This window comes from Larkinella bovis (genome assembly GCF_042655385.1).
In the GTDB taxonomy this organism is placed as follows: domain Bacteria; phylum Bacteroidota; class Bacteroidia; order Cytophagales; family Spirosomataceae; genus Larkinella; species Larkinella bovis.
Map to the genome: position 1 here is coordinate 59,824 of NZ_JBHSMA010000016.1, position 20,211 is coordinate 80,034.

General features: G+C 54.2%; 14 protein-coding genes. 5 read left to right on the forward strand and 9 right to left on the reverse strand.

What is annotated here, in order from left to right:
• The first annotated feature begins 142 nt into the window (after nucleotides 1-142).
• Nucleotides 143-1,372, forward strand: coding sequence for a sterol desaturase family protein (locus ACFPMF_RS26200; RefSeq protein WP_379850778.1), 1,230 nt, complete (start codon nucleotides 143-145; stop codon nucleotides 1,370-1,372).
• Nucleotides 1,373-1,444: 72 nt separating this feature from the next.
• Here the strand turns inward: ACFPMF_RS26200 and ACFPMF_RS26205 are convergent, their stop codons facing one another.
• From ACFPMF_RS26205 to ACFPMF_RS26220, 4 genes are all read right to left on the reverse strand, one after another.
• Nucleotides 1,445-4,072 (reverse strand): T9SS type A sorting domain-containing protein, encoded by a 2,628-nt coding sequence (locus tag ACFPMF_RS26205; protein WP_379850780.1) that lies wholly within the window; start codon nucleotides 4,070-4,072, stop codon nucleotides 1,445-1,447.
• A gap of 285 nt (nucleotides 4,073-4,357) precedes the next feature.
• A complete protein-coding gene (locus tag ACFPMF_RS26210) occupies nucleotides 4,358-5,692 on the reverse strand; it encodes a TolC family protein (protein WP_379850782.1) in 1,335 nt (444 codons plus the stop codon).
• 111 nt (nucleotides 5,693-5,803) lie between these two features.
• Nucleotides 5,804-8,872 (reverse strand): efflux RND transporter permease subunit, encoded by a 3,069-nt coding sequence (locus ACFPMF_RS26215; protein WP_379850784.1) that lies wholly within the window; start codon nucleotides 8,870-8,872, stop codon nucleotides 5,804-5,806.
• A gap of 283 nt (nucleotides 8,873-9,155) precedes the next feature.
• Nucleotides 9,156-10,247 (reverse strand): efflux RND transporter periplasmic adaptor subunit, encoded by a 1,092-nt coding sequence (locus tag ACFPMF_RS26220; protein WP_379850786.1) that lies wholly within the window; start codon nucleotides 10,245-10,247, stop codon nucleotides 9,156-9,158.
• 200 nt (nucleotides 10,248-10,447) lie between these two features.
• On the opposite strand from ACFPMF_RS26220, the gene ACFPMF_RS26225 reads away from it, so the two are divergent.
• Complete coding sequence (locus ACFPMF_RS26225) at nucleotides 10,448-10,777, forward strand: ArsR/SmtB family transcription factor (RefSeq protein ID WP_379850788.1); 330 nt, start codon at nucleotides 10,448-10,450, stop codon at nucleotides 10,775-10,777.
• A 196-nt stretch (nucleotides 10,778-10,973) separates the two neighbouring features.
• On the opposite strand, the gene ACFPMF_RS26230 is transcribed toward ACFPMF_RS26225, so the two are convergent.
• From ACFPMF_RS26230 to ACFPMF_RS26245, 4 genes are all read right to left on the reverse strand, one after another.
• The gene (locus ACFPMF_RS26230; RefSeq protein WP_379850790.1) at nucleotides 10,974-11,444 is read right to left on the reverse strand and encodes a hypothetical protein; all 471 of its coding nucleotides are present in this window, start codon (nucleotides 11,442-11,444) and stop codon (nucleotides 10,974-10,976) included.
• 153 nt (nucleotides 11,445-11,597) lie between these two features.
• Nucleotides 11,598-12,461, reverse strand: a complete 864-nt coding sequence (locus ACFPMF_RS26235; protein ID WP_379850792.1) for a chromate resistance protein ChrB domain-containing protein — start codon at nucleotides 12,459-12,461, stop codon at nucleotides 11,598-11,600.
• Between the two features lie 112 nt (nucleotides 12,462-12,573).
• Nucleotides 12,574-13,701 carry a formylglycine-generating enzyme family protein gene (locus ACFPMF_RS26240; RefSeq protein WP_379850794.1) on the reverse strand — a complete coding sequence of 376 codons (1,128 nt, stop codon included), beginning with the start codon at nucleotides 13,699-13,701 and terminating at the stop codon, nucleotides 12,574-12,576.
• A complete protein-coding gene (locus ACFPMF_RS26245; protein WP_379850796.1) occupies nucleotides 13,667-15,229 on the reverse strand; it encodes a sulfatase family protein in 1,563 nt (520 codons plus the stop codon). The genes ACFPMF_RS26240 and ACFPMF_RS26245 overlap by 35 nt, the downstream gene beginning before the upstream one ends.
• 546 nt (nucleotides 15,230-15,775) lie before the next feature.
• On the opposite strand from ACFPMF_RS26245, the gene ACFPMF_RS26250 reads away from it, so the two are divergent.
• Nucleotides 15,776-16,867 carry a trypsin-like serine peptidase gene (locus ACFPMF_RS26250; RefSeq protein WP_379850798.1) on the forward strand — a complete coding sequence of 364 codons (1,092 nt, stop codon included), beginning with the start codon at nucleotides 15,776-15,778 and terminating at the stop codon, nucleotides 16,865-16,867.
• Nucleotides 16,868-17,012: 145 nt separating this feature from the next.
• Nucleotides 17,013-18,695, forward strand: coding sequence for a M28 family metallopeptidase (locus tag ACFPMF_RS26255; RefSeq protein ID WP_379850800.1), 1,683 nt, complete (start codon nucleotides 17,013-17,015; stop codon nucleotides 18,693-18,695).
• 9 nt (nucleotides 18,696-18,704) lie between these two features.
• Here the strand turns inward: ACFPMF_RS26255 and ACFPMF_RS26260 are convergent, their stop codons facing one another.
• A complete protein-coding gene (locus ACFPMF_RS26260) occupies nucleotides 18,705-19,154 on the reverse strand; it encodes a GNAT family N-acetyltransferase (RefSeq protein ID WP_379850802.1) in 450 nt (149 codons plus the stop codon).
• A 372-nt stretch (nucleotides 19,155-19,526) separates the two neighbouring features.
• On the opposite strand from ACFPMF_RS26260, the gene ACFPMF_RS26265 reads away from it, so the two are divergent.
• Entirely contained in the window at nucleotides 19,527-20,204 is a 678-nt protein-coding gene (locus ACFPMF_RS26265; protein ID WP_379850804.1) for an RNA polymerase sigma-70 factor, read from the forward strand.
• The last annotated feature ends 7 nt before the right edge of the window (nucleotides 20,205-20,211 follow it).

Consider the following 20,211-nt stretch of genomic DNA (forward strand, 5'->3'; position numbering starts at 1 on the left):
TTTTTCGATCCTTTTTGCAAATGCAGGTGTTGTCGGAAAAGAACGAGGTAAGCGGGACGTAGAGGCACCCCAATCAACATCCGGCGGAAAAGTTCAGTCAACCTATTTTTATAACTTTTTACAGGTAACTTGTATGGATGCGATGAATCTGAATTGGATGGCACTGGCAGTTCCCTTCTTTCTATTTTTCATGGGGCTGGAATACCTCGTTGCCAAATGGCAGAAAAAAGACTACTTCCGGTTCAATAATTCGGTTGCCAACCTCAACGTTGGCATTGCCGAACGATTGCTGGACACGTTCACGGTCGGCCTTTTTTACTTTTTTTACGAGTACATCCACCGGCATTACGCACTCTTTGATCTCCAGCCGGGTGTGCTGGGCTGGGTAGCGCTTTTTCTGGCAACCGACTTTGTCTGGTACTGGTACCACCGGCTCGCCCACGAAATCAACCTGTTCTGGAGTGCGCACGTGGTTCACCACCAGAGCGAAGATTTCAATTACACGGTTTCGGCCCGGATTACGGTTTTTCAGGCGCTGATTCGTACCGGTTTCTGGTCCATTCTGCCGCTGATCGGTTTTCCCGCCGAAATGATCACGACCCTGCTGATTCTGCACGGTTTGTACCCGTTTTTCATTCACACCCGCACCATCGGCAAATTGGGCTGGCTCGAATACATTCTGGTGACGCCCTCGCACCACCGCGTCCACCACGCCAGCAACCCCGAATACCTCGATAAAAACTACGGGGACGTGCTGATTATCTGGGACAAACTGTTTGGCACCTTCGTCGAAGAAAAAGAAGAAGCGGTGGAATTAGTCTACGGCCTGACCAAACCGCTCGAAAGCCACAGCTTTTTGTGGCAGCAGTTTCACTTCATGATGGAACTGTTCGAAACCGTCCGGCGAACCCCCGGTTTTATCCCCAAAATCAAGGTTCTGTTTGGCCGCCCGGACGATATCGACCCGGAAATTCGCGATCAGCTGGAGAAGCGGTTCTTATCCCGTTCGTCGGTTCACGCGACCAGCCGCCGGTTTCGGGGCTACGTACTCGGCCAGCTCATCGGTATTCTGACCATTCTGTTCGTCTTTCTGTTGCTGGAAAAACAGGTTTCCGTCTATCATCAAACCCTGATTGCGCTCTTTATTCTCATTACGCTGGTCAACTGTGGTGCCCTGCTCGAACAACGGCAATGGGTCTTTTACCTGGAAATAACCCGGGCTTGTTTCCTGATTCTGATGGCCTTCCCGTATCTAACCAACCCACTATCGGTCAGCCTGTTGCTTATCATCACCCTCCTCCTGTGGGTGTATTTTTCCAACCTGCAAAACCGGTACCTGCGACTGGTGTACGGAACGGTTCCGGCGAAGTAAGGTGTTCAGCCCTGGCGCCATACCGCTAAAACCACCGGGGGACGGCTCGAAAGGCGGTTCCCCGGTGAACTTTTACTGCTTTATGACCCGCTTCCACACCCATCTATCCCGGATCTGAATCCGAAGAAAATAGGTACCCGCCGAGTAACGGCTTATAGGGAGGCTTATGGTGTCCGCATTCATCTGACACTGTAGCAAAACCTCACCCTTCAAATTCACCATCGTTACCTGAGCGGGCTTTGCCATTTGTTTTTCTCTCCATCGGATGGTTAACTCGGTGGTCGCAGGAACCGGAAAAACGTCTACGGTTACGGCCTGCCATTCGTCGTCAACCCCTAAAATGGGACTGACCGTAACAACCGCCCGACTCCCCAGGACCGTCCCGGCGCCACATTCATTCCGGACAGACACCAACTGATAAACCGTTGACTTAAGCGGCCTTACTGTAAAAACATACGGATTCGCACCCGTCTCCACCGACTGCATACCGCCCAGCCCGGAAGCCGTGCTGTCCTGCCAGGTAAAGGTCCAGGGACTCTGGCCGGTGAAGGTCACCATCAGGGACGCATCCTGCCCTTCCACAATCGTCTGACTCTTCATCAGCGTGGCCGTTGGTTGGGGCAATACCTGTAAGACCGTAGGGCTGATGTTTCCCACAATGGGAATTTTAGGGTTGGTTGCCACCACGCGGACCCAATACGCACCCGCCGGGGTTCCAACGGGCATTGTACCGGACAACAATCCATTGCCAGGCTGACTGGAAACCAGATCAGTAAATACCGCCTTTGTCGAATCCTCCCCTACTTTCGCTACCTGAATTTTAAAGACATTCCCGGCCGTAAAAGACCCGGTTGTCTGATAGCCAACGCTAAAATGGCCACCGCCACACAGGGCAGTAGTCGATAACGACAAGGTCTGAAGCCGGGGAATAAGCACCGTTATGGTAGCCCCATTGCCAACGACCTCACCGGCGCCACACTGGTTACGCACACCAACGGCCTGATAGGTCATGGTCTGCTCTGGTACTACCAACAGCGTTGTATCCTGCGAAGCGGTTCCAGTCAGGCCATTCGATAACGAATAACTATAAGGCCCACCACCGGTAAAGAACAACCGCAGCGGTCGCTCGGAGCCGAGGATGGCCGTTGTGGTTCCATTCACGGACAACGTAGGCTTGATCTGCACCACCACACGAAGGCTGGCCTTATCGCTTTCGCAGCCCTCAATGGTTTGGGTAACATAATAGAATTGATTCCCCGGCTTACTCGTATTCGGGGTTGGGGCTCCGGATAAAACCGCCCCCCCACTTGCATACCAGCGCAGGTTTTGCCCAACGGCCTCCAGCGGTAAGGCGGGCGTATTTTCACACAGATAGACCGGCTGAACCATGGGCCGCGCGGGCGATGGATCGAGTGTGAACGGATACGCATTGCTTTGAACGGAAGGGTTCGTACTGACTATTTTAAGGGTATATTCAGCTGGCAGCAGGTACGGAAGCGTTCCCGAAATGACGCCCGCTCCCACCCCTTTCAGGCTCCCTATCTGGTATGAATTATTCCATTGATCGACAACCACCAGCCTAAACTCCGTGTTGGCATCAAACGATCCCGATAGACGAAACCGGGCCTGAAGTTCACTCCCGGGACAGCTGTGCGCCACATTCAGTTCTGTGATGGTAATGGTCGGCAGATTGATCGGGAATACGAGTTCTGTACGATACGCCGAGTCAGCGCCATTCCGAAAGAACGCGTTCTGCACCTCGTATAAAGGCATCCATTGATATACTACAACATTGCTATAAGTCACTTTAAGCAGGAAGTTGGGATACCGAATATGCCAGGGAGAATCGTTCGACAAAGGCCCGTACGGGTTCGATACAAAATCATAGATGCCCTGGCTATTCGTGTAGCCCGTCACTACCGGGATTGGCTTAACTGAATACGAAAACCATTCGACCGGATAAAGCTCCAGCCTGGCCTGGTCAAGGGGCATTCCCTGCGCACTGCTGACCTGAATGCCGATCGTGCCGGGGAATGGACGCGTAATCCACGCATCGCCCTCAATCGGGCCGTCGGCAGTAGAATTGAGTAGATGCGTGGTGTGCTCATCCCACGTAATATTACCATAAGGATAATCCATAATGGAACTGACCGTCTTAAACGCGGTATTGTTAACCGGATTTTTCGAGCCTTCAACGCTTAAGCCATAGAGATCAATGGCTCCGCGGGCGTGGGCAAACTCGTGGGTCAGCCCGTCGGTTGCTCCCGGGCCAAAGGGCCCACTGGCCAGATCGTTACTCCAGGTCCATTTATGATAGATGGTCTGATGATCGCCGTACCAGCCGCCCCCCGTCGAATTGGGAGTAAAAGCCCCGTCAACGACCACACAATAGGTAAAACGGGGATGAGCCCGAAACACTTCCAGAGCCGCCGGACCATCAAATACGTAGATGGAATCAACCCGGAAGTCATAAATCCCATTGAAGCCGGTGCCCCTATTGAAATTGGCATTCACCGTGGCAATCTGGGCTCTGACAATCTGGTCGATCGGTTGACCAATCTTCAACTGATGAAAGTCTGCGGTTTGTTGTTCAACCGCTACCACAACGCTGAAAGTCCACGTCGGTTTAGCCAGCGCCTGCGAATTTTGTAAAAACCCTATTAGTACCAGTTTCAGCAAAAAACGTAACGGATGATTCATCGGTAGCATAGCCTTTGGAAGGTCCTTACCAAATCCCTGGGAAATGGCTGGCGGTAAAATTGACGCTTATCCCCCAATCAGGCTATGATTCCCGTTAGCTCCCCCTCTGATTATAATTAACTCATTCAAAGCCTGTATACTAACGATTACCATACGGTGTACATCATCCACTTAAACGGCGGATAAACGAAACATCCTACCGCTGTTCAAGATGGTTATAACCCGGAGACGATTGCCCTTCAGCCGCCGTTCCGGCTTCTCCGTGCAATACCCTCCGGTAGTTCGTCAGATTCGCCCGAGCACTTTATCCAGTTCAACCGCAGCCGTCTGGTAATCGTAGATGGCCTGTAAATAATGGGCTTTGGCCTGCGTTAGTGAAAACTCGGCATCGGACATATCCAGCCGTGAGGCAATGCCCTGCTTCCAGCGATCGCGGGTGATGCGGTAACCGAGTTCGGCCACTGCAACGGTTTGCTGCTGGGTGGCGATGCGCAGCCGGGCTTCGGCCAGGTTGGACAGGGCAATTTTCACCTGTGCCCGGACCACTTCCTTCAGGTTGGCCAATTGGGTTTCGCTTTGCTGCCGCGTAATGACGGCCTGCTGAATCCGGGAAGCCGTCCGAAAACCGGTAAAAATCGGCACATTCAGTTGCAACCCAATGTACGAACTGAGCGGCCAGCTGTAACGATCAAACCGCAAATGATTGGCCTGCGCCTGCGATTGCAACAGACCAATGGCCGACAGTTTGGGCGCTCGCTCGGCGGTTTGCAGGGCAATTTGCTCCCGGTTTAGCTTTTCCGTCAGTTCCAGCCGGTGGATTTCGGGCCGGGCCTGCACGGCTTCAAAAAACGCATCGGCTCCCGGCGCTACCAGTGCGTTCGGATCATACCGCAACGAATCCTGCAAATCGATCGCTTCCTGCTCGTCCAGCCCCATCGTCCGTTTTAAAACCGTCCTGGTAATTTCCACCCGGTTATTCAGTTGACTAAGAACAGGACGCAGGTTTTCGACCGAAACAAACGCCCGCAGGGTATCCACCCGCGACGCCCGGCCCTGCGCCAGCAACGACCGGGCATCTTTCAGCGCCTGCACGTTCCGCGCCAGGCTCTGTTCCTGCAACCGAAGCTGCTCCTGCGTAATGAGCACATCCAGATACGCTTTTTTCACATCCGTAACGACGCTGGCCCGCACTTCGTTGCGTTCCTCCGCCGAAGCGGTTTCGTACAGCTGGGCCGCCCGGATGCCGGCCCCAATGCCGGCCTGAAAAAGCGGTTGCGACACCGCCACTCCGCCCAGAAAGGCGTTGGAACCGCCCACCCGGAAGGTGGCCAGCTCATTTTCACCCAAACCCACAAAGCTTCCGGGCAAAAACGAAACCTGTTTCTGCGGAAAATACAGGTATTGGGCCGAAGCCGACACTGTGGGCAGGGCATAACTCCGGGCCTCGCGGACTTTCTGCCCCGATTTGGCAGTTTCCAGCGTCGCGACCTGCAAATCCCGGTTTTTCTCCAGCGCCACCTTAACGGCGGTTTCCATCGTCAGCAGTCGGACCTGCGCAAAGGCCGGTTTTCCGGAGATCAGGAGAAGTGAAAAGGCAATTGGATATAAATACGGTTTCATGATAAAGCATTGTTCAGTTTAGGGTATTCGGTTTACGGTTTACGAACAAAGATATCTTCCTGACTATCAGCTAATACCGAAAACTGTAAACCATAAACCGAATACCGGTTTTCAAACCAGTTCCAGGACTTCCTCTTTTTTCGGTTTCGGAACGCGGGAGAAATACGAATACACCGCCGGAATGATGTAAAGGGTCAGCAAACCGGCGAAGAGCAGACCGCCCACGATGACGGTTCCGAGCGAGTTGCGGCTGTTTTCGGTCAGCGCAATCGGAATGGCCCCGAAGATCATGGCCAGGCTCGTCATCAGAATCGGGCGGAAGCGCGAGGCTGCGGCTACTTTGGCGGCTTCGAGCGGACTCAGGCCCTGTTCCTTGCCGTGATTGGCAAACTCGACAATCAGAATCCCGTTCTTGGTAATCAGCCCGATCAGGGTGATAATCCCGATCTGGCTGAAAATATTCAGCGTCTGGCCGAAAATCCAGAGACTCAGCAGCGCGCCGGTCATGGCCATCGGCACCGTCAGCAGAATAATGAACGGATCAACCAGGCTTTCAAATTGGGCGGCCAGAATCAGGTAAATCAGCACCAGCGCGAAAATGAAGGCAAACAGCAGGCTCGACGAGCTTTCCGAGAAGTCGCGCGACTCACCGGCCAGCGAGGTTTTGATGCTCGGCGGCAACACTTTCCGGGCAATCCGGTTCATTTCGGCCACGCCATCGCCAATGGTTTTTCCGGGTGCCAGACCGCCCGAAACCGTCGCCGAAATCGACTGGTCGTAGCGGTAAATGGCCGCCGGACTGATGCTTTCTTTAAACGAAACCAGGTTGTCGAGCGGCACCATGTCGCCGGTTCGGGTTCGGACATAGAGGGCTTTCAGATCGTAGGGCGTGTCGCGTTCCTGCCGCTGAAGTTGCCCGATTACCTCGTATTGCCGGTCGTTGTAAATAAAATACCCGTAGCGTTGTCCGCTGAGCGCGAGTTGCAGACTGCGGGCAATTTCGACGGCGGAAATGCCCAACTCGGCGGCTTTGTCGCGGTTAATTTTCAGGACGAGTTCCGGTTTGTTCACTTTCAAGTCCGAATCGACAAACCGCAACACCTCGCTTTTGCGGGCCTCGGCCATGAATTTGGGCAGCACGTCGGTCAGCGTCGCCAGGTTCTGGGCCTGCAACACGTACTGCACGGGTTGCGCCTGCCCGAACCGGCTCCCGATCGTCGGCGGCTGCACCGGGAACACCAGCACGCCCCGGAACTGCTGCGCATTGCGGGCGTAAATCTGAAAGACGTCGGCCTGGGTAGTGTTCCGCTCACCGGCTTTTTTCAGGAAGGTGTTCTGAATGGCAATATTGACCGGCGCGGGCGGCCCGAACGTGAGTGCCAGAATCGAATACGTCTGGAACAAACCGGGCGTCGAATCGACCGAGAATTTGGCGATTTCGTTCATGTATTTTTCGGTGTATTCGTACGACGACCCTTCGGGTGCCAGCACCGCCAGACTGATCTGCGAGCGGTCTTCCAGCGGGGCCAGCTCCGACGGGAGTTGTTTACCAATGACGTAAATCAGGCTAAACGTAGCCGCCAGCGCCACAAACGCCAGCCAGCGCACCCGTAGAAACCAGCCGAGTGACTTTTCGTAGGCCCGGTTCAGGGCGATAAAATACGGTTCGGTTTTCCGGTACAGCCAGTTCGGTTTTTCCTGCCGTTTCAGCAGATAGGCGCTCATCATCGGCGACAGCGTCAGGGCCACGAAGGCCGACACCAGCACCGAACCCGCCACCACGATCGCAAACTCCTGAAAGAGTTTCCCGGTAATGCCGGGCAGAAACAGAATCGGGAGAAAAACCGCAGCCAGCGTGATGGTGGTCGAAATGACGGCGAAATAGATTTCCGACGATCCTTTGAAAGCCGCCTGCAATGGACTCATGCCTTCCTCAACCTTGGCGTAAATGTTTTCCAGCACCACAATGGCATCATCGACCACCAGCCCGATCGCCAGCACCAATGCCAGGAGCGTCAGGATGTTGATGGAATAACCGGCCACGTACATGATGAAAAAGGCCGAAATGATGGAAACCGGGATGGCGACGACGGGAATGATGGTGGAGCGCCAGTCGCGCAGAAAGATGAACAGAATCAGGATCACCAGCCCGAAAGCGATAAACAGCGTTTCTTCCACTTCCGAAATCGACGCCCGGATGGGTTCGGTAAAATCCTTGCCGATGGTTAGCTCGTATTCGGCCGGGATTTCCTTGCGCAGTTCTTTCAACCGGCGGTAAAATTCATCAGCAATGGCAACGGCATTGGCGCCCCGCTGCGGTTCGACAAATACCCCAATGACCGGCGAATTGGCTTTCAGGCTGTTCAGAATAGCGGTTCGTTCGTTTTCAGCGCCCAGTTCGGCGTACCCAATATCCTTAAACCGGATGATGGTGTTGCCTTCCTGCCGGATGATCATGTTGTTGAAATCCGCTTCCTGCGTCAACCGGCCCAGCGTCCGCACCGTCAGCTCGTTCTGATCGCCTTCGACCCGGCCCGAGGGTAAATCCACGTTTTCTCTCCGCAACGCCTGTTCAATGTCCACGGGCGTAAGCTGATAAGCCGACAGCTTGGCCGGGTCGATGCGCAGCCGCATGGCGTATTTTTTCTCCCCGGCAATTCCAACCCGCTTTACGCCCGGAATGGTTTGCATCCGTTCCTTGATGACAGTCGACGCAATGTTACTCACTTCCAGAATGTTCCGGGTTTTACTCTCGACTGCCATAAAGATGACAATATCACCGGCATTGGCTTTCTCGACAATCGGCGGATCGACATCGGCGGGCAGCAACCGCCGGGCTTTGGTTACTTTGTCGCGCACGTCGTTGGCGGCCGCTTCCAGGTCGGCATCGAGATTAAACTCAACGGTAATGACGCTGGCGGCTTCGCGCGAAACCGACGAAATGGTCCGAATCCCGTTCGCTTCGCCAATGGACTCTTCGAGCGGTTTCGTAATCTGGTAGGCAATCACATCGGGACTCGCGCCCGGATAGGTGGTCGTGACGGTTACAATCGGTGAATCCGTGACCGGATATTCCCGGATGCCGAGGTACGAAAACCCGACAATCCCGAACAGAATAATCAATACGGAGAGTACACCGGCCAGCACGGGCCGCTGAATACTAATTCCTGATAAACTCATGGTTGTATTGGCTAAAATGCGCCTATTCGTGTGGAACAGGCAAAAAAAAGGTAACGAGAAGGTATATACGTGATCGATACGCAGACTTAGGTTGTGCCCGGAGAAGCGACCTGCGCACGGATGTTCAGGCCACTCCTTCCGGGGCTTAACTTCTTCATCGAACGGATTTCGTTCCTGCGGAGCCGGATGGGTAGCATTCCGTGGTCGGTTTAACACCCTATCATCCTGGCGCCGGCAGCCCTGTCATCCGTACAGCGGTTGGAAAGGTTGAATCAATCGGTCATCAATTTGCCTGGGCCGCCCGGACCGCAGCACCCGGTTCCAGACGGAGCAGATTGGTGGTCAAAACCGTATCGCCCTGCGAAAGCCCTTGCAGAATCTGAACGGTGCCTTTGGTGCGGCTGCCGGTTTTCACCGCCCGGCTTTCGGCTTTCCCGTTTTTGAGGGCGAACAGCGAATAGCCACTGGCGGTCGGAATCAGCGCCTGCGTCGGAATCAGGATGCCGTCGGTGGTGCTGCGGAGCGTAAAGGCGATTTTGGCCGACGAGCCCGGAATGAGCTTACCGCTGCGGTTTTCGCTGATGGCTTTCACCAGCAAACTACGGGTGTTCAGATCGGTTTTCGGTTCCGTCGCAATGACTTTTCCCCGGAAGGGCTGGTTGCTGTTTTCGGTCGTAAACTGAATCGCCTGCCCGATCCGCACGGACGAAGCGTATTTTTCGGGAATTGTGAACGATACTTCGACCTGGCTCACATCATCCAGCGAGGTCAAAACCGTTGAAGGCGTCACGTACGCGCCCACATCGACTTTGTTCAGGCCAAGTTTGCCCGCAAACGGCGCGCGAATTTCGGTTTTGGCCAGATCGACGTCCACCATCGCCAGTTCGGCCTGCAACACGTTCAGGGTGGTGGCAATCTGGTCGTATTCCTGTTGATTGACGGCTTCGGTCGCCAGCAGTTCACGGAACCGCTTTTCGTCGAGCCGGGCCAGTTTTTCCTGGAGGGCGATTTTTTTCTTTTTAGCCAGCAAATCCGCATCATCCAGTTTAAACAGCAGGGTTCCCTGCGTCACGTAACTGCCTTCGCGGGCGTGAATCCGGGTCAGCTTGCGGGCTACTTCGCTGACCAGATCCACTTCCTGATTGGCGGCAATCGTACCGGTAGTTTGCAGCTCCTCGGCAACCGTTTCCGGTTTTACCACGAAAACATCAGCCACAATGCGCTGATCATCAGACGCAGGTGCGCTGGTAGTTAGTTTTTTAGCGGGAGTGGCTTTATTAGAAAATAGTTTGGGGGTGAAGACGAAGATGGCAACCGCCAGTACGAAAATCCCGATCATTAATGAGGTCGCTCGAATAGATTGTTGCGATTCCATGATTCATTTCTATTGTTTTAATGTTCTACACTTATCGAACTTTAATGTTTTATGGATGTCGAACAAGTCAGCCCTTTGATGGGTTCCATCGGTAGAAAAAAATAATTGAATTTTTTTACCGGGAATAATCGTTGTAGTAGCAATTGATGTACCTACTCCTTTTTTGGAAGTGGTTACATCCTGACCGTTGAAATAAGCAAATGAAAAAATATCAGCATCCTACACCCGATCAGATCACGCTCACGGGGATTCTGCACGCCCTCAGCGATCCGGTTCGGTTGAACTACGTGCAGTGTTTAGCGGCAAAAATGTGCGAAGCACCCTGCGGGGCCATTCCAACGCCGGTCGCTAAATCAACCATGTCGCACCATTTGCGGGTATTGCGCGAAGCCGGTATCGTGCGCATCCGGACGGAAGGAACCCAAAGCCTGACCTCGCTGCGGCTCGACGAACTGGAAGCCAAATTTCCGGGCGTATTGCAGGCGGTTTTGAAAGCCGCCGAAGAAGAACAATCCTTAGTAGACAACTGATTATCAGAACCCTTAGAAAGAACCACCACCTTCTGTGTAGTGCCCGAAAACGCCGGCCGGATAATCCGGCGGAGTCATGCACACCCGAATCCATCTGGTACAAAAAACCGGCCCGCTGGCGGGCCGGTTTTTTGTACCCAATCATTTTAAAACATGCGTCAGCCCCGGTTAAATTAACCAACCGGGGGCCTTCTTATTAGAAGGCCAGACCAAACTGAAAACCGAGCGTCACGCTGGCGGGGTGATCGTTTCCGAACCGCACCGGAATCGGTACGGCCACAAAATACCCGCTGTTTTTGTTCTTCTTGACGATTTTGTTCAAGACCGGTGTAAACCCATACCGACCGGCGGTTTCGAAAGCCGCCCGGCCCGCAAACGTAAACCCGTGGCCGAGGTTGACCAGCACGCCCGGGTGAAACAGCAGGTTCGACACTTTGCTGGTTCCGTTTTCGGCCCGGACCAGCGGCACAATTTCAACCGAAAATCCAATTTTCGGGCTTTTCCAGATGTTGATCCCCGTGGGTAAACCACCGATGTAATAATCCTTGAAATTGGTTACGGTCCCGTCGCTGCTGAACGTCACAAGGGGGTGTAGAATCCCTACATAACCGGCAATACGCGGGTAAACGGGTGGGCTATCCTGCGCCGAAACCGTCCCGGAACGCATGAAGAATCCGAGGCTGAGCAATTGAAAGAAAGCAATTCTTGTAAACGTACGCACAGTCAGTCGAGCCTTGAGTGAAACAAACGGAAACCGTACCGCCGACGGCCCCTTCCACCACAATGCTAGAAAACGATGCGTTTACAAAATAGAACAGAATCAACCTTTGGAATCGGCTTTACGTTTTGTCAGGTTTTTTCGGTATTCCGAGGGCCTTTTCCCGGTATGCTGCCGAAAAATCCGCGTGAAGTGGCTTTGATCCGAAAAACCGGTCAGGTACGCAATTTCAGACAAGGTATTTTCGGATGATTCGAGCAGTTGAATCGCTTTCTCGATCCGCGCTTTCCGGATGTATTCACCAAATGTCAGGTCGTCGAAATACCGCGCGAACTCCCGCGACAAATAGGTGGGGTTAATGTCCAGATTCTCGGAGACGGTTTTCAGGCTTAGGTTCAGGTTCGTATCGATATGATTCTGAATGAGTTCCCGCAATTCGGTCGTCCAGCCGGGCACCCGGTTTTTCTTTTCGCCTTTCTGGCTCAGGTACGTTCGGTAAATCTGCAAAAGCACGTGTTCGGTCGGGTTTTGTACGTGTTTCGCCTGGGGCAAATACGTAGCCCAGTTGTAGAGAGCGTCGTACATCAGCATCCCTTTTTCGAGCAATTCGTAATCATCGCGGATCATGAATGCCAGCCCGGCCGAAATGGCCCACAAACCCGCCGACTGGCTGGCCAGCGCGTGATCGTCGGTATCAGCCCCCCGGACAATGGGCGCCATGATGTGCAGGCCCGGATCGGTCAGCTCGTATTTTTTCAGGAAATAATCGAACGTACACTGATTTTCGTAATGCGTGAATTCCACGTCGGGAATATCGAACGGAATGGCCTGTAACGACTCCGCCAACGGTTTTACCTGCTTGTCGGGCACGAAAATAATGTCGGCCTCGGGATCAATAAACCGCTTGATGAGCCACGGACAGGCAATGCGGTCAATCTTGGGCCGCTCACGGGTGATCCATTTCATATTGCCTTCACGGATGTCAAGCGTCTTTTATCTATCGAATCCATCCCTGAAACCCTATCAGAGCGGTACTGAATCCCGCGAAACCCGGTTAGGGTCGGAATACCGGTTTTTACTATTTATCCCGTACGCACCGGAATCCCAGGTTGTTGCTCCCGCTGCTGACTTCTCCTTTCCCCCGGCTTCCGGCTTTGTACCGGATGCAATAGTCATCGCTGCACAGAAACGAGCCACCCCGCTGCACGTACTTCACGGCTCCGGGTTCGTCCGGATCATAGCTATCAGTCGGTCCTTTCGGGTTATCTTTCGGACTATTTCGGTAATAATCAGGTCGGTATAAATCCTGACACCATTCCCAGACATTCCCGTCCATGTCGTATAAACCGTACGGATTCGCCGGAAACGTCTTGACCGGAGCAGCCGCAGCGTAGCCGTCTTCCAGCGTATTTTTGTTCGGGAAATCGCCCTGGTAAATGTTGGCAACCCACTTGCCCCCCGGTTTTAGTTCTTCCCCCCAGTAGTAGGTGCGATTCCCCCGACCACCCTGGGCCGCAAATTCCCATTCGGCTTCGGTCGGCAGGCGTTTTCCGGCCCATTTGGCGTAAGCAGCCGCATCTTCGTAGCTCACGTGTACCACCGGCAGGTTTTCCCGGCCTTTGATGCTGCTGTTTGGCCCTTCGGGGTGTTGCCAACTGGCACCGGCCACGTATTCCCACCATTGCAGCGGGTTGTCCAGCGAAACTTTCTGGGCGGTGGGTTTAAAAACCGCCGAACCCGGCACCAGCTTATCCACCGGAACGCCCGGATAATCCTTCGGATTCAGCGGGCGTTCAGCTACGGTGACATACTTGGTTTCGGCCACAAACCGGGCAAATTCAGCGTTGGTTACCTCGTGGGCATCCATCCAGAATCCCTTGACCATCACGGTATGCAGCGGGCGGGAATCCGGAAATTCGTCGGACCCCATCTGAAACGTACCGCCGGGAATCCAGACCATGTCGTCGGTGCTGCCGGCGCCGGCAGCGGTGGCCGAAGCCGCCTGCCGGATAGCCGCCGACCGCGACGGCATGCCTTTGGCCACGCAGTGCGCCCCGCTATCGGGCTCGGCGGTTTGTTCGGCGGTCGATTTCGTTTCGGAATTACAGGCCACAAATCCGGTCAGGAACACGCTGCAAAACAGGATTCTCACCAGACACTTACAGATCGTTTTACTCCCCGCTTTCCACAATTTTGAGTGCTTCATCGTCCTTGTACTTCCGGATTTGGTCGTTCAGTTTCTTCTTCAAATCGGCGGTAACCGCGTCGTACCCTTTAACCCCGTACAGATTCCGGAGTTCCTGCGGGTCTTTTTTCAGGTCGTATAATTCCCAGTACTCTTTTGGTCCGTAAAACCGCACCAGCTTGTACTGGCTGGAACGCAACCCGATATGGGGCGAAACACGGTGCGGTTCCGGGTATTCGTAGTAGTGGTAATAGGCTTCCTGCCGCCAGTTGGTCTTCTGGCCTTTCAGCAGCGGCAGAAACGATTCGCCCTGAATTTCTTTCGGAATGGCCGTACCGGTCAGGTTCAGCACCGTGGGTGCCCAGTCGATGTTCGAAACCAGTTGATGCACCTGCGTACCCGGTTTGATCACGCCCGGATACCGGATCACAAACGGCGTTTTCAGGGATTCTTCGTAGATAAACCGCTTGTCGAACCAGCCGTGTTCGCCCAGGTAAAAGCCCTGATCGGACGCGTAAACGACCACTGTGTTTTTTGCCAGCCCGGTTTTGTCCAAATAATCGAGCAGTTCGCCGATGTTGCGGTCCAGGGAGTTGGCCGTCGCCAGATAGTCTTTCATATACCGCTGGTATTTCCACTCCACCAGCGCCTTGCCGCTCAGCTTCTTCTCGTCGAACTCCCGGCTGACCCGGTTCTCGTAGTAATCGTAAAACTTCTTTTTTTCTTCCGGTGAAAACCGGTTATACGCTCCCCGCTTCTCGTAATCGAGGTGCACTTTCAGGTCTTCTTTCAGGCGCATCGTTTTGTCGATGGTCATGTCCTGGTTTTTGGCGGCATCCCGGTTTTCGTATTCATCGTAGAACGACGCGGGCAGCGGAAAGGTCACGTTATCGTAGGCACCCAGATCCCGGATGTCGGGCAGCCATTCGCGGTGCGTCGCTTTGTGGCCCACCACCAGAAAGAACGGTTTTGATTTGTCCCGCTGATTCAGCCAGTCGAGCGAGAGTTTGGTCGTAACATTGGTGACATAGCCCGGGTAGCGCACCGTATCGCCTTTGGAATTGATGAAATCCGGGCTGTAATACTGGCCCTGACCCGGCAATACGTTCAGGTAATCAAAACCGTGCGGCAGACTCCCCAGGTGCATTTTGCCCACCCAGGCGGTCTGGTAACCATTTTTCTGCAATTCTTCGGGAAAAACCGGCTGGTCGATGTCGAACTTACGCTCGTTTACTTTATAACCGTTCAAATGGCTGTATTTCCCGGTCAGCAACGTCGCCCGGCTGGGTCCGCAAATGGAGTTGGTGACCACGTTATTGTGCAGAATAGCCCCTTCCCGGGCAATCCGGTCGATGTTCGGTGTTTTGGCCAGTTTGGCGCCGTAGGCTCCGATGGCCTGGTAGGCGTGGTCATCCGAAAAAATAAAGATCACATTGGGGCGGCTGGCCGGCTGCGTTTCCGCTTCTTTCGGCGCATAGCCCGGAACCACTACCAAAGCCGCCAGCGCCGACAGAACACCCAAAACGCCCATTCCAATTCGTAGATTCATTTTTGTTACCCGTTGATGATACTTGATTAGCTGGCTTTCGTTAACAATTGACCGAGATTTTCCACGAACAAAACGCAAGGTACCGGAAACGATAAACCAAAACCGCAAACCGCTCAGGTCTTCCACTGCTAGTAAGCAATGAAGCCTACGGTTTTACTTTATGATCCGTTGAGAAGTCGACGTTTTCATAAGGTAGGTCCCACCGGAAGCCTGAGAAAACCTTCTTACTCCAGTAAGTAAATGGAGTAACAAAGGAACAGGATCCCGCCCAAAAACCAAAATAGCTTTTGAAAACAGCCGGGTAAATCCCAACTAATCTTTCCTCCATCCCAATTCCCGGACACGCCCAGAACACTGCTTTGCCTTTCGTCGATTCCGCTACCGCTTCCTCAAACCTTTTGCCGTTCAATAGACCTTTTGGGAGAGCAATTCTTTTATTTATCCATTATTGCATTGGCAAAATCAAAATAAAGTGGGTATTGCAGGAAGTTTTCGGCCCAAAAAACCGTATGGAACCGAAATTTCATTCTAAACAAACCAATAGCCATGCCAAACAGTAATGGAAAACCGGTACAGTTCAAGGAACTGGAACGGCACTTTAAGGCGCATAAAGCCGTCAGGGACACACCCATTCAGATCGAACGGCGCTTCCACGTTCATGCGGAACGGGAGCCTCAGATTAAAACCCGGCTGGAGCGCGTGGATCGGGGTGACAACCAGAACCATTGGGAAATCATCGTCGAAATTGATGGTATTCGGGCCGAAACCCGGGCGTTGCCCCCGGCCTTAAAAGGTGAAGCCGTCAAAGCCGGACGCCGGAAAGTGAGCGAGGATGTGTTGGCCCAACAGCTAACCAGTTTTATCCCGGATCACCTGGGCTTCAATGTCAAACCGGTGGATTTGCAGAAAAGCATCAAAAGTATTCGCGAAGTCGTAGACGATCGGCGGGTTGCCACCACCATCTTCGGCACCGATAACCGCCGGGCCTTCCGGGACACGACCTACCCCTGGTCAACCGTCGGACTGGTACAAACCAATCGCGGAACCGGGTCGGGGGTCATGATTGGGCCGCGCCACCTGCTCACCGTCAGTCACGTAATCGACTGGACGGCTCCGGCGGGATTTGCCGCTGACTGGGTGCGGTTTACGCCTTCTTATTACGACGGTGATGCGCCTTTCGGCGAAGCGTACGGCTCCCATATTTACTGGTATGTGAAAGAAAACGGCGACGGTTTCATCACCGGCAACGAAGGGAATTACGATTACGTGGTAGTCGTGCTGGATCGTCGGCTGGGCGAAACCACCGGCTGGATGGGAGCCCGGGGGTACAACGATGACTGGGACAGCCTGGCGGCCTGGTCGCACATGGGTTATCCGGGCGATCTCAACGGCGGTCAGCGACCGACCTGGCAGGGCGGTTTTCGGGTTGATGGCACCGACGCCGACGCGCAATCCATTCTCCACCAGGCCGATGTTTTCCCCGGACAATCGGGTGGGCCGGTCTTTGGTTTCTGGGATGGCGACGTAGGGCCGCGCGCGATTGCCGTGCAATCCTGGCAAAATAGTTCGAACAACGGGGCCAGCGGCAGCATGGACATGCGGGATCTGGTCGCCAAGGCCCGAACCGAATTTGCCTGATCGACCTCCTTTTGTTTTAGTGGTTACAAAACAAGGCGGGTCTGCGCGGTTTTGTAACCACTAAAAACAATGAGTGTACAACTTGATCACTCCTTTTTGGACATCTTTCTGTATCTTGGTTGTTTTAACGTTCGTCAACCGGGATATGAAAACCGCCTTAACCCTACCTTTATTCCTGTTTAGCTTCTCCTTTCTTGCCGCTCAGGACCCTGCCGGCATTCCGGCCGAAGCCCAGAAAGCGGCCCAGTCCGTCAAACCGGAGGCCATCCGGGCGCACATGCGGTTTCTGGCCGACGACGCCATGGAAGGCCGGAAACCGGGTACGCGGGGCTACCGGCTGGCGGCCAACTACGTGATTTCGCAGTTCGAAGCGCTGGGACTGCAACCCGCCGGTGATGGGCAAACTTACCTGCAAAAAGTACCCCTGCGCCAGTGGCGCGTGAACGAAGACGGCTGTTCGCTGACCGTCCTTGGAAAAAAAGGCCAGGAACAGCTCCTGATTTACGGCAAAAACTATACCCTGAGCCCCGTATACGGGGATGCGAAAAGTGAAATAACCGCCCCGGTGGTCTTTGTCGGTTTTGGCGTCACGGCCCCCGACCTGGGCTACGACGACTACAAAAACATGGATGTGAAAGGCAAAATCGTGGCGTATTTCAATGGCGCTCCGGCGGCTTTTCCGTCCAGCCAGCGGGCCTACCACGGTTCGGCCAAACTCGAAAACGCGGCTGCCCACGGCGCCGTGGGTGTAATTTCGTTCAGCCTGCCCACCGACGTTCGTAACCGGATGGAAGCCTCCTCGGCCCGGTCCCGGCAGGGCACCTACCGCTGGCTCGGCAAAGATGGAAAACCACAACGGGTTTTCCCGGAACTGAAGGGCGTGGCCGCCCTGGGTGATTCGACCGCGCGGGTATTTCTTGCCCAGTCGGGCCGCGCTCTAGCCGACATCATTGCGGCTGCCAACAAGAGCATTCCCCAGGCGTTTCCGCTCAACCTGTCGGTTCGGATGAAAACCGAAACCCAGTCCGGGGGCGATATCGAGGGGTATAATGTCGTCGGCCTGTTGCCCGGCACCGACCCGGTTTTGAAAAACGAGTACGTGGTCTACGTCTCCCACCTCGATCACCTCGGCATTGGCCGACCCGTCAAGGGCGATTCCATTTTTAACGGCGCGCACGACAATGCCTCGGGCGTCGCGATCAACCTGGAAGCGGCCCGGATGTATGCCTCGCTGCCGACCAAACCCAAACGTTCGATCCTGTTTGTGGGCGTTACGGCGGAGGAAATGGGCCTGCTGGGATCCGACTATTTCGCCAGCAACCCGACCGTTCCGAAGGAGAAAATGATTGCCAACCTGTGCCTGGACATGCCGTTTTTCTTCCACCCGCTGATCGACATTGTGCCCTACGGCTACGAACATTCGAGCATGGCGAAGGAGGTGAATACCGTCGCGAAATACCTTGGCGTTAAAGTCGCCAAAGATCCGATGCCGGAGCAGGTGGTGTTCATGCGCAGCGACCATTTCAGCTTCGTGCGGCAGGGCATTCCGGCGATTTACGTCAAGAGCGGGACCGAATCCGGCAATCCGCAAATCGACGGCCTGAAACTGAACCTCGACTGGCGGGCCACCATTTACCACTCTCCGCAGGACGACATTAACCAGCCGTTTGATTACAACGCGGCCGCCAAACACGCCCAGATCCAGTTTCTGGTCGGGTACCTGACGGCGCAGAATCCGCAGCGGCCCACCTGGAATGCGGGCGATTTCTTCGGCAACAAGTTTGGTCCCAAACCGGGTGTTCGGTCGTCGGCCGAGAGCGGAAGGTAAAACGTCGACCTAGCCCGGCAGGGCCAGGTGCAGAATCGGATACGGTTTTCCGAGCGAATCCAGTTCCGACCGGCTGACGACCTGAAAACCCAGGTGTTTGTAAAAACCGACGGCCTGCGGATTGTCTTCGTTGACGTCGACTTTCGTGGCCTTTTTCCGGTGAACGGCGTAGTCCATCAGGATTTTACCCAGGCCTTTTCCCCGGGCGTCCGGGTGCAGAAAAAGCATTTCCACGCGCTCATCGGCCGTGCCCAGAAAACCGAGCAGGTTGCCCGCTTCGTTCCGGACCCCTACCAGATCGACGGCTTTTAGGTATTCCGTCAGGATCAGCGGTTTGTAATATTGAATATCCGCTTCCGTCAGAAAATGGTGGGTGAGTCGGACGGACGCTTCCCAGACCGCGACGACCTCGGGGTAGTCGGCAGGAAGAAGGGGTGTGATCGGTATTGTATCATTCATTGCAGTAGGGGCCATTAGCGCCAACATCGTTCAGGCAAATCGAAACGCTACGTCTGATCATAGCGATGCGTTCGTTATGCATGAATTCATATTCGTTCGATAAATCCAGATTAAAAGTAGTAGCTTATTCTCTATTCAAAACCGCCTACACGCGATCATTCTTCCCCGCCGGTTTCTGCGCGGTTCCGCAAGAAAACGTTTTTCTACCAATTTGTTAATTGCTGAAAACCGGTCTGTTGTCTGGCAATCCGGTTATATTTTTTAACTTTTTACAGATTTTCTTACAATCAACTAAGGTGGTTTTAGCGAAAAGTTGTCTTTATAAGTACAGGATTGACTTTTAGAAAGATAATGTAGACTAAAGCCAAGACCATGCCCTTTCGCCAACCGATCGAATTCCCCCAGCAGCAACTTCCGGTAACTACGCAATCCGAACAGGAAATCGAGCCCGCGGACGACAAACCGGCTCGCAACGATACCGAATGGTTTATCCGCCGGACGTTCGAGGAAAGCCCGCAGAAAGGCTGCGAACTGCTGTTCCGGCGGTATCACCAGGCGCTGTGCAGTCATGCCGTGCGGTACGTTTATTCCAAGGAAACCGCCGAAGACCTGGTCAGCGATGTTTTCTGCAAATTCTGGAAAACCCGGGCCTACGCCACCATCACCTCGTCGTACCGCTACTACCTCTTCCGCAGCGTCCGGAACGAAGCTTACAATTACCTCCGGCTCGAATTCCAGAAACTGGACGGGATCGAAACCGCCGAAGTTCGGGAAGGCGCCCTCAGCCAGCGGCCCGATCAGGTGTTGCAGTTCGAGGAAGTGGCGCACAAACTGGAAGATCTGGTCGAGTCGCTGCCCCCCCAGTGCCGCAAAGTGTTTCTGCTCAGCCGGTTTGAGGGCAAAAAATACCAGGACATTGCCACCGAACTCGGCCTTTCCATCAAAACCGTGGAAGTCCACCTTGTCAAGGCACTCAGTATTGTCCGCAAAGGGCTGAAAGACCACTGGCTGATCCTGGTTTCCGCCCTGAGTCATTCGTTTTTCTTCTGATAAAACC

Bases quoted from the DNA above. Each gene is read 5' to 3' on its own strand.
- ACFPMF_RS26200 (WP_379850778.1), top strand. From the start codon at position 143: ATGAATCTGAATTGGATGGCACTGGCAGTTCCCTTCTTTCTATTTTTC.
- ACFPMF_RS26205 (WP_379850780.1), bottom strand. From the start codon at position 4,072: ATGAATCATCCGTTACGTTTTTTGCTGAAACTGGTACTAATAGGGTTT.
- ACFPMF_RS26210 (WP_379850782.1), bottom strand. From the start codon at position 5,692: ATGAAACCGTATTTATATCCAATTGCCTTTTCACTTCTCCTGATCTCC.
- ACFPMF_RS26215 (WP_379850784.1), bottom strand. From the start codon at position 8,872: ATGAGTTTATCAGGAATTAGTATTCAGCGGCCCGTGCTGGCCGGTGTA.
- ACFPMF_RS26220 (WP_379850786.1), bottom strand. From the start codon at position 10,247: ATGGAATCGCAACAATCTATTCGAGCGACCTCATTAATGATCGGGATT.
- ACFPMF_RS26225 (WP_379850788.1), top strand. From the start codon at position 10,448: ATGAAAAAATATCAGCATCCTACACCCGATCAGATCACGCTCACGGGG.
- ACFPMF_RS26230 (WP_379850790.1), bottom strand. From the start codon at position 11,444: ATGCGTTCCGGGACGGTTTCGGCGCAGGATAGCCCACCCGTTTACCCG.
- ACFPMF_RS26235 (WP_379850792.1), bottom strand. From the start codon at position 12,461: ATGAAATGGATCACCCGTGAGCGGCCCAAGATTGACCGCATTGCCTGT.
- ACFPMF_RS26240 (WP_379850794.1), bottom strand. From the start codon at position 13,701: ATGAAGCACTCAAAATTGTGGAAAGCGGGGAGTAAAACGATCTGTAAG.
- ACFPMF_RS26245 (WP_379850796.1), bottom strand. From the start codon at position 15,229: ATGAATCTACGAATTGGAATGGGCGTTTTGGGTGTTCTGTCGGCGCTG.
- ACFPMF_RS26250 (WP_379850798.1), top strand. From the start codon at position 15,776: ATGCCAAACAGTAATGGAAAACCGGTACAGTTCAAGGAACTGGAACGG.
- ACFPMF_RS26255 (WP_379850800.1), top strand. From the start codon at position 17,013: ATGAAAACCGCCTTAACCCTACCTTTATTCCTGTTTAGCTTCTCCTTT.
- ACFPMF_RS26260 (WP_379850802.1), bottom strand. From the start codon at position 19,154: ATGAATGATACAATACCGATCACACCCCTTCTTCCTGCCGACTACCCC.
- ACFPMF_RS26265 (WP_379850804.1), top strand. From the start codon at position 19,527: ATGCCCTTTCGCCAACCGATCGAATTCCCCCAGCAGCAACTTCCGGTA.